The 14274-nt window shown below is 71.0% G+C and carries 8 protein-coding genes; 5 read left to right on the forward strand and 3 right to left on the reverse strand.

Going from position 1 to position 14274, the window contains the following annotated elements:
* Positions 1–54: 54 nt before the first annotated feature.
* Positions 55–618 (forward strand): hypothetical protein, encoded by a 564-nt coding sequence (locus ACIQVL_RS05705; RefSeq protein WP_403474530.1) that lies wholly within the window; start codon positions 55–57, stop codon positions 616–618.
* 321 nt (positions 619–939) lie between these two features.
* Here ACIQVL_RS05705 and ppdK read toward each other — a convergent pair whose 3' ends face one another.
* Together ppdK and ACIQVL_RS05715 are read right to left on the reverse strand one after the other, a co-directional pair.
* The gene (gene ppdK / locus ACIQVL_RS05710) at positions 940–3660 is read right to left on the reverse strand and encodes a pyruvate, phosphate dikinase (RefSeq protein ID WP_403427876.1); all 2721 of its coding nucleotides are present in this window, start codon (positions 3658–3660) and stop codon (positions 940–942) included.
* 448 nt (positions 3661–4108) lie between these two features.
* On the reverse strand, positions 4109–5329 hold the full coding sequence (locus ACIQVL_RS05715) for an ROK family protein (protein WP_403427874.1): 1221 nt from the start codon (positions 5327–5329) through the stop codon (positions 4109–4111).
* A gap of 120 nt (positions 5330–5449) precedes the next feature.
* On the opposite strand from ACIQVL_RS05715, the gene ACIQVL_RS05720 reads away from it, so the two are divergent.
* The 3 genes from ACIQVL_RS05720 to ACIQVL_RS05730 all read left to right on the forward strand — a co-directional run bounded on the left by ACIQVL_RS05720 (position 5450) and on the right by ACIQVL_RS05730 (position 11446).
* Entirely contained in the window at positions 5450–6973 is a 1524-nt protein-coding gene (locus tag ACIQVL_RS05720) for an MGH1-like glycoside hydrolase domain-containing protein (protein WP_403474531.1), read from the forward strand.
* Between the two features lie 64 nt (positions 6974–7037).
* Positions 7038–8975 (forward strand): glycogen debranching N-terminal domain-containing protein, encoded by a 1938-nt coding sequence (locus ACIQVL_RS05725; RefSeq protein ID WP_403427871.1) that lies wholly within the window; start codon positions 7038–7040, stop codon positions 8973–8975.
* A 287-nt stretch (positions 8976–9262) separates the two neighbouring features.
* Positions 9263–11446 (forward strand): sulfatase-like hydrolase/transferase, encoded by a 2184-nt coding sequence (locus ACIQVL_RS05730; protein ID WP_403474532.1) that lies wholly within the window; start codon positions 9263–9265, stop codon positions 11444–11446.
* 59 nt (positions 11447–11505) lie between these two features.
* Here the strand turns inward: ACIQVL_RS05730 and dusB are convergent, their stop codons facing one another.
* The gene (dusB, locus tag ACIQVL_RS05735; RefSeq protein WP_403427867.1) at positions 11506–12648 is read right to left on the reverse strand and encodes a tRNA dihydrouridine synthase DusB; all 1143 of its coding nucleotides are present in this window, start codon (positions 12646–12648) and stop codon (positions 11506–11508) included.
* A gap of 132 nt (positions 12649–12780) precedes the next feature.
* On the opposite strand from dusB, the gene ACIQVL_RS05740 reads away from it, so the two are divergent.
* Positions 12781–14232 (forward strand): MFS transporter, encoded by a 1452-nt coding sequence (locus ACIQVL_RS05740; protein WP_403427866.1) that lies wholly within the window; start codon positions 12781–12783, stop codon positions 14230–14232.
* Positions 14233–14274: the final 42 nt, after the last annotated feature.

Raw genomic sequence — 14274 nt, forward strand, 5'->3', positions numbered from 1 at the left:
TTGTCCGGAATCACGGCAGTTGACTTGCAGGTGAATCCTAGCGAGTCTAAGGACATGGATCAGGGACTTTCCGCCGTACTCGGGGCACTCGTAGGCGCATCCAGCGCTCTCGGAGCAGCCTGGGTAACCGCACGCACTCAAATGAACTCCGCAAGAATTGCCGCGAAGGCAGAGCATCAGAGACAGCGCCGAGAGTCACGCCTTTCAGCGTACAAGGAGTTCATCAACGCCTACGACGAGTTTCAGCAGACCACTATCCCTGTGTTATTTATGAGCGGCCCGAGTCGTGAGTTCTTCAATAGAGCGCTCGAAAATTCGGTCGGAGAGTCCTTGCTCCGGATCAAAGCGGCCTGGCTGGACGTCGCTTTGGCGGGCCCAAAGGAGGTCTCGCGTAAGGCAGATGCTCTCTTGTCGGTAGCACGCGTAGCGCTAGCACGGGTCCATGAGATCTGCGCGATCTACAGTGAGGATCCCGATTACGACGAAGGCGCCCTGCAAGGCTTTTGGGAATCGCTGAGCGAGATTTACAACACAGGATCAATACGAGACTTCACCGTCGCTGCTCAAGCCGTCTTGGATGACGACGGCTCACAGCTACCCGGGCACCGATCCAGCTGAGCAGCAGAGCTTCGCCCTCTTGTGCATGAGGGGAGATCTGCGCAGGTCCGAAGCCTGCCTCGGGGGAGGGACTCAACCCTATCGGGAGGGCACAACGAGGGCACAACGGCTTCGCGCGGCCTCAACGTCAACCAACGCCAACCAACGCCGTTTCGCCTGGTCAGCGACGTAGCTTGACAGTCTCGGCAGATGATGCACCAAGGGGCGGCACCCCCGCACAGGGTGCCGCCCCTCTTCTTGCGTGCCGGGGCCGCCGTCCATCGGTCTTGAGGGTCGGGGACGGACGGCGGACCCGGGGTTCGCGGGAGGCCCGAGAGGGCCTCAGCGGTGGTCGCTGCCCGCCGACTGGGTTGCCGCGCGGCCCGCTTCGAGGCGGGCCACCGGGATGCGGAACGGGCTGCAGGAGACGTAGTCCAGGCCCACCTCGTGGAAGAAGTGGACGGACTCCGGGTCGCCGCCGTGCTCGCCGCAGACGCCGAGTTTCAGGTCGGGGCGGGTGGCGCGGCCGGCCTTCGCCGCGGCTGCGACCAGGGAGCCGACGCCGTCGCGGTCGATCGTCTCGAAGGGGGAGACGCCGAAGATGCCCTTCTCCAGGTAGGCGGTGAAGAAGGAGGCCTCGACGTCGTCGCGGCTGAAGCCCCAGACCGTCTGGGTCAGGTCGTTCGTGCCGAAGGAGAAGAACTCCGCGGCCTCCGCGATCTGCGCCGCCGTCAGGGCGGCCCGCGGGAGTTCGATCATCGTGCCGATGGACAGCTTCAGGTTCGTGCCCGTCGCCGCCTCCACCTCCGCGATGACCTGGTCGGCCTCCTCGCGGACGATCTCCAGCTCCTGGACCGTGCCGACGAGGGGGATCATGATCTCGGCGCGCGGGTCGCCCTTGGCGTTCTTGCGTTCGGCGGCCGCTTCGGCGATCGCCCGGACCTGCATCGTGAACAGGCCGGGGATGACCAGGCCGAGGCGTACGCCGCGCAGGCCGAGCATCGGGTTCTGCTCGTGCAGGCGGTGCACCGCCTGGAGGAGGCGGAGTTCGTTCTCGTGCGGCTCCTGGCGGGACTCGGCCAGGGCCACGCGGACCGAGAGCTCCGTGATGTCGGGGAGGAACTCGTGCAGCGGCGGGTCGAGGAGGCGGACCGTCACCGGGAGGCCGTCCATCGCCGAGAAGAGCTCGACGAAGTCCTTCTTCTGGAGGGGGAGGAGGGCGCTGAGGGCCTCCTCGCGGTCCTCTTCCGTGTCCGCCAGGATCAGGCGTTCCACCAGTTCGCGGCGGTCGCCGAGGAACATGTGCTCGGTGCGGCACAGGCCGATGCCCTGGGCGCCGAAGCGGCGGGCGCGCAGGGCGTCCTCGGCGTTGTCGGCATTCGCGCGCACCCGCAGCCGGCGCTTGCGGTCGGCGAAGGCCATGATGCGGTGGACGGCCTCGACGAGTTCGTCGGCATCCTGGGCGCCCGCGTGCATCCGGCCCTCGAAGTACTCGACGACCGGGGAGGGGACCACCGGGACCTCGCCCAGGTAGACCTTGCCGGAGGAGCCGTCGATGGAGATGACGTCGCCCTCCTCGACCACGTGGCCGCCGGGGACCGTCATGCGGCGGCGCTTGGTGTCGACCTCCAGCTCCTCCGCGCCGCAGACGCAGGTCTTGCCCATGCCGCGGGCGACGACGGCCGCGTGGGAGGTCTTGCCGCCCCGGGAGGTCAGGATGCCTTCGGCGGCGATCATGCCATCCAGGTCGTCGGGGTTGGTCTCGCGGCGGACCAGGATGACCTTCTCGCCCGAGCGGGACCACTTGACGGCGGTGTAGGAGTCGAAGACCGCCTTGCCCACCGCGGCGCCGGGCGAGGCGGCGATGCCGCGGCCGACCTGCTGGGTCTTCGCCTGCTCGTCGAAGCGCGGGAACATCAGCTGGGCGAGCTGGGCGCCGGTGACGCGCTGGAGGGCCTCGGTCTCGTCGATCAGGCCCTGGTCGACCAGCTGGGTCGCGATGCGGAAGGCGGCGCCCGCGGTGCGCTTGCCGACGCGGGTCTGGAGCATCCACAGCTGCCCGCGCTCGATCGTGAACTCGATGTCGCAGAGGTCCTTGTAGTGGTTCTCCAGCGTCTCCATGATCTGCATCAGCTGGTCGTACGACTTCTTGTCGATGTTCTCCAGCTCGGCCAGCGGGACCGTGTTGCGGATGCCCGCGACCACGTCCTCGCCCTGGGCGTTCTGCAGGTAGTCGCCGTAGACGCCCTGGTGGCCGGAGGCCGGGTCGCGGGTGAAGGCGACGCCGGTGCCGGAGTCCGGGCCGAGGTTGCCGAAGACCATCGAGCAGACGTTGACGGCCGTGCCGAGGTCGCCGGGGATGCGCTCCTGGCGGCGGTAGAGCTTGGCGCGGTCGGTGTTCCAGGAGTCGAAGACCGCGCGGATCGCGAGGTCCATCTGCTCGCGCGGGTCCTGCGGGAAGTCCCGGCCGGCCTCCGCCTTGACGATCTTCTTGAACCGGGTGACGAGCTTCTTGAGGTCGGCCGCCTCCAGCTCCGTGTCGACGGTGACCTGCTTGGCCTCCTTCGCCGCGTCCAGCGCCTCCTCGAAGAGTTCGCCGTCGACGCCGAGGACCGTCTTGCCGAACATCTGGATGAGGCGGCGGTAGGAGTCCCACGCGAAGCGCTCGTCGCCGGCCTGCTTGGCGAGGCCCTGCACGGACTTGTCGGAGAGGCCGATGTTCAGGACCGTGTCCATCATGCCGGGCATGGAGAACTTGGCGCCGGAGCGGACCGAGACCAGCAGCGGGTTGTCGGCCTGGCCGAGCTTCTTGCCCATCCGCTCTTCGAGGGCTCCGAGGTGCGCACTCACCTCGTCACGCAGTGCCGCCGGCTCCTCGCCGCTGTTCAGGTAGACCTTGCAGGCGTCCGTCGTGATGGTGAAACCGGGGGGAACGGGGAGCCCCAGGTTGGTCATCTCGGCGAGGTTCGCGCCCTTGCCACCCAGGAGGTCCTTGAGGTCCTTGTTTCCCTCGGTGAAGTCGTAAACGAACTTCACACCGTGGGGTTCTTTGTTTTCCGACACGGGTCTCGACTCCCTGGAAGACTCGGTGGCTGCCCTGACGGCCAGGAACATACCCAGATCGAAGGCGCCTGGGTACGTCTACTTGCGTGTCATGCGCCCGTAACCAGTCGTCCGCCACCGGATCGAAAGTCAAAGCTTGGCAAGCGGAGACCGACTCGTGTTTTCACTTCTTGAACACAAGACCGCTCAGCACCGCACCTTTCCGCTCACCTGAGCGACTATACCGCACATCTGATTTCGATCGATGAACGATCAGGGGGTGGCACCCAGTGCCACCCCTTGGAGAAGTGCAGTCGCCCATGATCCGCTCATCTGAGCGCAACCCTTATCAAGGGTGGCGAGAATCACGCTGCCACAGACCGCCGGAGTTCACCATGCGGACGCGGGTGCGGACACCAGAACCCGCAGGAAACGCGCCGGTCACACGGCCCGGCGGCCAGTACGCCGGTCACACGCCCAGCGCCAGCAACCGCTCCTCGACCCGCTCCGGCGCGTACAGGTGCTCCACGACCAGCGCCCCGGCCCCGACCAGCCCGGCCCGCTCGCCCAGCCGCGACGTCACGACGTCCAGATGAGCGGTGGAGCGGGGCAGCGCCCGCTGGTAGAGCAGCTCGCGGACGCCGGTGAGGAACGCAGTGCCCGCCAGGTCGCCCGCGATCATCAGGACGCCCGGGTTGAGCAGGGTGACGACGGTCGCCAGCACGTCCCCGACCAGGCGGCCGGCCTCCCGGGCCAGCGAGGCCGCCTCCGGGTGGCCCGAGGCGAGCAGGTCGCGCACGTCCGAGCCGGAGGCCGCCGGGACGCCCGCCTCCGCCAGCCGCCGGGCCACGGCACCACCGCTGGCGACCGCGGCGAGGCAGCCGTACGAACCGCACCGGCACTGCGCCTCCGCGCCCACCCGGATGTGGCCGATGTCCCCGGCGCCGCCGTCGACGCCCCGGTAGATCGAGCCGTCCACCACGACCCCGGCGCCGATACCCGTCGAGACCTTGACCAGGACGAACGCCGAGCAGTCCGGGTGTCCGGTGCGCTGCTCCCCGTACGCCATCAGGTTCGCGTCGTTGTCGACCAGGACCGGGACGGCCGACGCTCCCGTGTGCTCCGAGAACGCTCTGGCCAGGCGGCCTCTTATGTCGTAGCCGTCCCAGCCCGGCATGATCGGCGGCTGGACCACCCGGCCGGTGTCCGTGTCGACCGGGCCCGGTACCGCGAGGCCGATCCCGCACACCTCCGTCGCACGGTGGCCGGCCTTCTCCAGCAACTCGGCGAACCAGTGACCGAGTTCGCCGAGCACGGCCTCCGGGCCGTCCTGGATGACCAGGGTGCCGGAGTGCTCGGCGAGGAGTTCGCCGGTCAGCGTGAGGACGGCGGCGCGGGCGTGGCGGGTCTCCAGGTCGGCGGCGAGGACCACCGCGTGGGAGTCGTCGAACTCGAGGGTGATGGAGGGGCGTCCGCCCAGCGGGGAGTCGACCGGGCCACCGGCGCCCTCGCGCAGCCAGCCCGCACGGAACAGGCGGTCCAGGCGGTGGCCGACGGTCGCACGGGAGAGGCCGGTGGCCTGCTGGAGCGCGCCGCGCGTCACGGCCCGCCCGTTGCGCACCAGTTCGAGCAGGTCTCCGGCGCTCGCCTGTCCGCCGCCCTTGCCGGTCCTGCCGGGACGTCCGGTCATGCGCACCCCCTTGTGTTTCTCAAGCTTGCATTACATATTGAGTTTTGCGTGTTAAATAGACGTAACCCTACGGTAGCCACTGCCAAACCCGGCCGGCCGGACGTCTTCGGGGAGTCCCGAGTGGATCGCACTGCCCAGCTCACCACCCATGCGCTCGACCGCGGCATTGCATACGATCCGCCGCCCGCCCGCGCCGCCACCGGCACCGGCGCACGACGGTCGCTGCACGTCAGAGCCGCACAGGTGCTCGAAGAGAACTGGACCGGCGGTTCGACCGTGCCCTCCCGGAACCTGTATCCGCACCAGTGGTCGTGGGACTCGGCGTTCATCGCGATCGGCCTCAGGCACCTCTCGCCGCTGCGGGCACAGACGGAGCTGGAGACGCTGCTGGCCGCCCAGTGGGGCGACGGGCGGATCCCGCACATCGTGTTCAACCCCTCCGTGCCCCTCGACGCGTACTTCCCGAGCCCCGACTTCTGGCGCTCCTCGACCGCGGGGCGCGCTGCGGGCGCCCCGCGCACCGTACAGACCTCCGGGATCGTGCAGCCACCGGTGCACGCGCTGGCGGCCTGGCTGGTGCACCTCGCCGACCCGGGCCTGTCGCGGGCACGGGGCTTCCTGGCCGGCGTCTACCCGCGGCTCGCCGCCTGGCACCGCTATCTGCTGCACCGGCGCGACCTGGGCGGCGGCGGGCTGGCCTCCGTCGTGCACCCCTGGGAACAGGGTATGGACAACAGCCCCTGCTGGGACGCCCCGCTCGCCCGGGTCACCCCGGCCCCGGCGCGCTCCTTCCGGCGCGCCGACCTGGACCACGGCGCGGCCGAGGACCGGCCGACGGACCTGGACTACGGGCGGTACGTGCGGCTGGCAGCCGACTACCGCGACTCCGGATACACCGACCGGACCAGGGACTTCGCCGTCGAGGACCCCGCCTTCAACGCGCTGCTCATCGCATCCGAGCACGCCCTCGCCCGCATCGCGCGGGAGCTGGGCGCGCCCGGCACGGCCCGGCACGCGCGGGCGGAACGGCTGACGGCGGCGCTGGTGGACCGGCTGTGGGACCCGGAGAAGGAGATCTTCCTGTGCCGGGACCTGCGGGGCGGCACGGACCGGAGCGACGGCACGGACGGGAGGGACAGCGCGGACGGCACGGACGGCGCGCTGATCCCCGAGCGCGGGGTCTCCGGGCTGGTCCCACTGCTCCTGCCCGGCCTGCCCCGGGAGATCGCCGCCGCGCTGGTGCGCACCCTGGACGGGCCGCACTTCGGCACCGGGTCCGGCCTGGTGCCCAGCTACGACCTGCTCGGCGAGGCCTTCGACCCGCACCGCTACTGGCGCGGGCCCGCCTGGTTCAACACCGGCTGGCTGCTGGAGCGGGGGCTGCGCGAGCACGGCGAGCGGGAGCGGGCGGACGCGCTCGCCGAGGCGGCGGTACGGACGGCCGACGCGAGCGGGTTCGCCGAGTACGTCGACCCGTACACCGGCGAGGCGTGCGGCGCGACCGGGTTCAGCTGGACCGCGGCGCTCGCGCTGGACCTGCACCACCGGCGGCACGCGGCCCCGCACGACGTGCCGCGCGACGCGCCGCACGGCACGTCGCACGAAGAGCCACATAACGAACGTCAAAACCTGCACAAGAGCTGACAAAACGGGGTGTCCTCGGCGGACACCGCACGTTCGACCAGAGGGACCAAGGAGGGGACCGGGGATGACGGACCGGCATCATCTGCTCGTGCACGGCACGACGTTCGCGGCTGTGGACGACCGCGGTGACATCAGCGGCGTGCGGGGCGGCGGCTCCCCGGACGGGTTATTCGTACGGGACGCCCGGCACCTCAGCCGCTGGCAGCTGACGGTCGACGGGGCGCTGCCCGAGGTACTCACCCCGGTCGCCGACGGGGACGGCACGCGCTGTGTCCTGGTCCCGCGCGGCGGCCGCCAGGAACCGCCCGCGCACACGCTCTTCCGGGAACAGGCGGTCGGCGACGGCTCGTTCGTCGAGTCCCTGCGGGTCACCAGCAACCGTCCGGTGCCGACCACGATCCGGCTCGCGATCACCGCCGACGCCGACTTCACCGACCAGTTCGAACTCCGCGCCGACCACCGCACCTACACCAAGGCCGGCGCCGTCCGCTCCCGCCACGTCCTCGACGACGGGCTGGAGTTCGGCTACCGCCGGGGCGAGTGGCGGTCCTGTACGGCCATCACCGCCGAGCCGGCCCCGGACGGCGTGGAGGAGACCGGGACCGGCGCCCGTCGGATGGTGTGGACGCTGGAGCTGGCACCGCACGGCACCACCGAGCTGCTGGTCCGGGTGATGGCGCGCCCGCACGGCGACAAACGGGCGCTGCGGGTGCCCCGCGACCCGGCCGCGCTGAACGAACAACTCCTCGCGTTGGAAGGCGAGTTCGTGGAGGGCGTCGCCTTCCCGACCGGCTGGCCCGAGCTGGCGGCGGCCTGCGCCCGCGGCCTCTCCGACCTCGCCGCGCTCCAGGTGCCGGCCACCGGGCCGGACGGCGAGGAGCTCAGGGTCCCGGCGGCCGGGGCCCCCTGGTTCCTCACCCTGCTCGGCCGCGACGCCCTCCTCACCTCCCTCTTCGCCCTCCCCTACCGCCCCCGCCTGGCCGCCGCCACCCTGCCCGCCCTCGCCGCCACCCAGGCCACCGAGACCGGCGCGCACTCCGTGGCCCAGCCGGGGAAGATCGTCCACGAGGTGCGCCACGGCGAACTGGCCCACTTCGGACAGGTTCCGTACGGGCGCTACTACGGCTCGGTCGACGCGACACCGCTGTTCCTGATCCTGCTCGGCGCGTACGTCGAGCAGACCGGGGACGTCGGCATGGCCCGGCGGCTCGAACGGCACGCCCGCGCGGCCGTCGGGTGGATGCTCGACCACGGCGGGCTGACCTCGCGCGGCTACCTGGTCTACCGCGCGGACAAGGGCGGCCTCGCCAACCAGAACTGGAAGGACTCCCCCGGCGCGATCTGCTCCGCCGACGGCAGCCGGCCGATGGGGACCGTGATGGCGGCGGGGGCACAGGGATACGCGTACGACGCGCTGCGCCGGACGGCGTGGCTGGCGCGGACGGTGTGGGCCGACGAGACGTACGCGGCGCTCCTGGAGCAGGCCGCCGGCGATCTGCGGGACCGGTTCCAGCAGGACTTCTGGATGCGGGATGCCGCCTTCCCCGCGCTGGCCCTCGACGGGGAGGGCCGGCCGGTCGACGCGCTCGCCTCGGACGCCGGGCATCTGCTGTGGTCCGGGCTGCTGGACAAGGAGTACGGGGAGGTGGTCGGACGGCGGCTGCTGGAGCCGGACTTCTTCTCGGGGTGGGGGGTGCGGACGCTGGCCGCGGGGCAGGCGGCGTACCACCCGCTGTCCTACCACCGCGGGTCGGTGTGGCCGCACGACAACGCGCTGATCGCGCTGGGACTGGCCCGGTACGGGCTGCACGACGAGGCACGGGCCGTGGCGCACGGGCTGGTGGACGCGGCGACGGCGGGCGGGCACCGGTTGCCGGAGGTCCTGGCCGGGTACGGGAGGGACTCGCATCCGGAGCCGGTGCCGTATCCGCACGCGTGCGTGCGGGAGTCCCGGTCGGCGGCGGCTCCGCTGGCGCTGCTCACTGCCGTGGGCGGGGCGTAGGGGGTCGTCGGTCGGGTGCGGGGACGGGTGCGGGTGCGTGGGGGCTGGTCGCGCAGTGCCTGCCCCGGCCTTCGGGCGGGGGTGCCCCCGGTTCCCCTGACGGGGCGCTTCCCGCGGCCGTACTGCCGAAACGGCCTTGCCTCTGACGGGGTGCTGTGTTTGCCCGGTGTTTGCCGAATGGCCTGAACACGGGCCTAATGAGGGCCGTACGGACATGTGGCGGGTTCGGCCTCGGAGCGTCGGCCCCGCTTCCGTTCTCACGGGTCTCGCACGGAAGGACCTCCGGGTTGTCTCAGCACACGAGCATTCGCCAGCCATCGGACACGCCGTCCGGGCCGTCCGAACGCGAAACCCCACCGGAGGAACCCGAGGCCCCCGAGTCCGAGACGGCGGCGGCCCCCGAGGCGTCCGGCACCCCTGAGCCCACCGCCGAGCAGCCCCGGAAGGCCGATCCGGCGACCACGGACGAGTCCGAGCCCGCCGCCGAGCCGAACGACACCGCGCCCGAAGCGACCACCGAGGCCGACACCGGGGCCGAGACCGAGGCTGAAGCGACCACCGAGGCGGAGACCCAGGCCGAAGCGACCGCCGAGACCGCACCCGGCCCCGAGCCGGAAGTCGCCGACAGGACCGAACCCGAGCCCGCAGCCGCCGAGGCCGCCCAAGCCGCCGACGCCGACGCCGAAGCCGCCGTCGACACCGACGCCGACGCCGGTTCCGAGACCGTCCCCGCCCCGGAGGGCGGCGGCCTGCGCCCCCGTCGTCGCGGTTGGGCCGCCTGGAGCGGGTGGGTCCGGGAGCGGCGGCAGGCCTGGCGGGACGCGCATCCCACCGCTTCCTCCGCGCTGTCCATCGGCATCTCCGCGCTCTGCGCGGCGCTCGTGATCGCGGCGCTGGTGATGCCGAACTCCCTCGTCGGGTTCGGGCCGGCGAAGTTCCTGCGGATACCGTCCGAGGGGGTCATCGCCGCCGCCGTCGCGCTGGTGCTGCCCCGGCGGCCCCGGACCGTGCTGGCCGTGGTGTTCGGTGTCGTGCTCGGCGCACTGACCCTGATCAACTTCATGGACATGGGGTTCTACGAATACCTCGGCCGGAACTTCAACCCCGTCCTGGACTGGAGCCTGCTCAGCGACGCCGAGTCGTACCTGGAGGACACGCTGGGGCGGACCGCCACCGTCGCCGTCAGCGTCAGTGCCGTCGTCCTCCTGCTGCTGCTGTTCGTGCTGCTCGCCCTGGCGACGGTACGGCTGAGCAATCTGCTCGCCCGGCATCCGGGGCGGGCCACCCGGGGCACGCTGATCGCGGGCGTCGTCTGGATCACCTGCTCCTCCTTCGGCCTCCAGGGCTTCAACGGGGTGCCGCTGGCGTCCGACCGCACCGCCATCGCGCTGCAGGTCAGGTCGCAGCAGGTGCGGGACACCCTGCACGACGAGTCGGAGTTCCGGAAGGTCGCCAAGGTGGACGCCTTCGGGAACACCCCGCCCGACCAGCTGCTGACCAGCCTGCGCGGCAAGGACGTCGTCTTCACGTTCATCGAGAGCTACGGCCGCAGCGCCATCGAGGACCCGATCGAGGCACCCGGCGTCGACAGCACGCTCGCCGTCCGGACCCAGGCCCTCGCGAAGGCCGGCTACCACGCGAAGAGCGGCTGGCTGACGTCGGCGACCTACGGCGGCAGCAGCTGGCTCGGGCACTCCACCACCATGTCGGGCCTGTGGGTCAGCAACCAGCAGCGCTACCGGACCGTCATGGCCAGCGACCACCTGAGCATCACCAAGGCGTTCCAGAAGACCGGTGACTTCGACACGGTCGGCGTGATGCCCGGTATCCAGAAGGGCTGGCCGGAGCAGAGCTACTACGGCCTCGACAAGGTCTACAACGCCTTCCAGCTCGGCTACCAGGGACCGAAGTTCAGCTGGTCGACGATGCCCGACCAGTACGCGCTCCAGCAGTTCCAGGACCGGGTGCACAGCAAGAAGCCGGCCGACGGCAAGTCCCGGATGTCGTTCCTGATCCTGACCTCCAGCCACCAGCCGTGGGCGCCGATCCCGAAGATGGTGCCGTGGGACCAGCTGGGCGACGGCTCGATCTTCAACGCCATCCAGAAGGCCGGCAACAAGGCGTCCGACGTCATCGCCGACACCACCAAGTCCCGCCAGGAGTACGGCAAGTCGATCCAGTACTCGGTGACCGCGCTCACCGAGTGGCTGGAGCGCTACGGCAACGACAACACGGTGCTCGTCTTCCTCGGCGACCACCAGCCGATCGCCCGGGTCAGCGGCAACCACGCCAGCCGTGACGTGCCGATCTCGATCGTCGCCAAGGACCCGAAGGTGCTGGACGCGATCGACTCCTGGAACTGGACCGACGGCCTGCAGCCGGCGCACAACGCCCCGGTGTGGAAGATGAGCGCGTTCCGCGACAAGTTCCTGGCGGCGTACGGGTCGACTCCGCACCCGAAGACGAACTAGGGCTCCGCCGGAAGCGCCGCGATCAGCCCGGCTGAGCGCGCCCCCCGTCAGGGGCGCGCTCAGCCGCCGGACGTGTCCAGTTCCGCTTCCTCGGCGATGCCCGCGCAGTCGTAGGGGTCCTTCAGCCAGCCGTCCGGCAGGACCACGCGGTTGTTGCCGGACGTGCGGCCGCGGGGACCGTCGGCGCCGGTGGGCCAGGGCTGGTCGAGGTCCAGTTCGTCGAGGCCGGCGCGGAGGTCGGCCAGCGAGGACGTGACGGCGAGCTTCTTGCGCATCTCGCTGCCGACCGCGAAGCCCTTGAGGTACCAGGCGACGTGCTTGCGGAAGTCGACGACGCCCTTGGACTCGTCGCCGAGCCACTCGCCGAGCAGGGTCGCGTGCCGGACCATGACGTCGGCGACCTCGCGGAGGGACGGCTTGAGGACGTCCTCCGGGCGCCCCTCGAAGGCGGCGACGAGGTCCGCGAAGAGCCACGGCCGACCCAGGCAGCCGCGGCCGACCACGACTCCGTCGCAGCCCGTCTCGCGGACCATCCTGAGCGCGTCCTGCGCCGACCAGATGTCGCCGTTGCCGAGCACGGGGATCTCCGGGACGTGCTCCTTCAGGCGGGCGACGGCCTCCCAGTCGGCGGTGCCGCCGTAGTGCTGGGCGGCGGTGCGGCCGTGCAGGGCGATGGAGGTGACGCCCTCCTCGACGGCGATCCGGCCGGCGTCGAGGTAGGTGATGTGGTCGTCGTCGATGCCCTTGCGCATCTTCATGGTGACGGGCAGGTCTCCGGCGCCGGAGACGGCCTCGCGGAGGATGGCGCGGAGCAGGTTCCGCTTGTAGGGGAGGGCGGAGCCGCCGCCCTTCCTGGTGACCTTCGGGACCGGGCAGCCGAAGTTCAGGTCGATGTGGTCGGCCAGGCCCTCCTCCGCGATCATGCGGACGGCCTTGCCCACGGTGGCCGGGTCGACGCCGTACAGCTGGATGGACCGGGGCTTCTCGGTCTCGTCGAAGCGGATCAGCTGCATGGTCTTCTCGTTGCGCTCGACCAGCGCCCGGGTGGTGATCATCTCGCTGACGAACAGCCCCTTGCCGCCGCTGAACTCCCTGCACAGGGTGCGGAAGGGCGCGTTGGTGATCCCCGCCATGGGGGCGAGGACGACCGGCGGCCGAACGGTGTGCGGGCCGACCTGGAGGGGGGACGTGGGCTCGGGCATTCCCCCATTGTCCCGTACGCCGGACGGTGCTCGTCGGGCCCTGTGGACAACCGCCTCGCCCGCACCCCCGGCCACGATCATGTAGCACTCATTAGTTAGACGCACTATCGAAATGGGCGTACGATGGCAACCATGCCCGAGCTCAGCCCCCGCCGCCGCATGCTCGTCCTCGCGATCTGCTGTATGAGCCTGCTGATCGTCAGTCTCGACACCACCGCGCTCAACGTCGGCCTGCCGTCCATGCAGCGCGAGCTGCACGCCTCGACGGCCGGCCTGCAGTGGACGATCGACGCGTACACCCTGGTCCTCGCCTCGCTGCTGATGCTCGCCGGTTCCACGGGCGACCGGGTCGGCCGCAAGAAGGTCTTCATGACCGGCCTGGTCGTCTTCTCGATCGGCTCCCTGCTCTGCTCCCTCGCGCCGAACCTCGACTCGCTGATCGCGTTCCGCATGATCCAGGCGGTGGGCGGCTCGATGCTCAACCCGGTCGCGATGTCGATCATCACCAACACCTTCACCGACCCGCGCGAGCGGGCCCGCGCGATCGGCGTGTGGGGTGCGGTGGTCGGCATATCCATGGCCGCCGGACCACTGGTCGGCGGCCTGCTCGTGGAGTCGGTCGGCTGGCGGGCGATCTTCTGGGTCAACCTCCCGGTGGGCCTGGCGGCCGTCCTGCTGACGCTGCGTTTCGTGCCCGCGTCCCGGGCCCCGAAGGCCCGCCGCCCCGACCCGGTCGGCCAGGTGCTGGTCATCGCCCTGTTCGGCTCGCTGACGTACGCGATCATCGAGGCGCCGACGGCGGGCACGGCCACGGTCCTGCCCTTCGCCGCGGTGGCCCTCGCCGCCCTGCTGGGTCTCCTCTGGTACGAGCCGCGCCGCGACGAGCCCCTGATCGACCTGCGGTTCTTCCGCTCGGCACCGTTCAGCGGCGCGACCGTGATCGCGATCAGCGCGTTCGCGTCCCTGGGCGGCTTCCTGTTCCTGTCCACGCTGTACCTGCAGAACGTGCGCGGCCTGGACGCCCTGCACGCGGGCCTGTGGATGCTGCCGATGGCGGTCCCGATGTTCCTGTGCGCCCCGCTCGCCGGCCGTCTCGTCGGCAGCCGGGGCCCGCGGCTGCCGCTGGTGATCGCCGGTGTCGCGATGACCGCGAGCGGGGTCCTGTTCGCCGCGTTCGAGGCGGAGACCTCGGACACCACCCTCTTCGTCGGCTACGTCCTGTTCGGCATCGGCTTCGGCTTCGTGAACGCCCCGATCACCAACACCGCGGTCTCCGGCATGCCGAGGTCCCAGGCGGGCGTCGCGGCCGCGGTCGCCTCCACCAGCCGGCAGCTGGGCCAGACCCTGGGCGTCGCGGTGATCGGCGCGGTGCTGGCCTCCGGGATCGGTTCGTCGTCGTACGCCGACAGGTTCGTGGGCGCCGCCCGCCCCGGCTGGTGGATCCTGGCCGGCTGCGGCCTCGCGGTCCTGCTCCTGGGCGCCGTGACGAACGGCGGCTGGGCCCGCGCCACGGCGGAGCGGGCCGCGGAGCGGCTGGCGGCCCCGGAGATCCGCGCCGCCGTGGGGAGCGCGGAGCGCGTCTAGACGTCGTCCGGACGGAGACCGTCGCCCGGGAGAGCTCGTGCG

It is taken from the genome of Streptomyces sp. NPDC090499 (assembly GCF_044769305.1).
Lineage (GTDB): Bacteria > Actinomycetota > Actinomycetes > Streptomycetales > Streptomycetaceae > Streptomyces.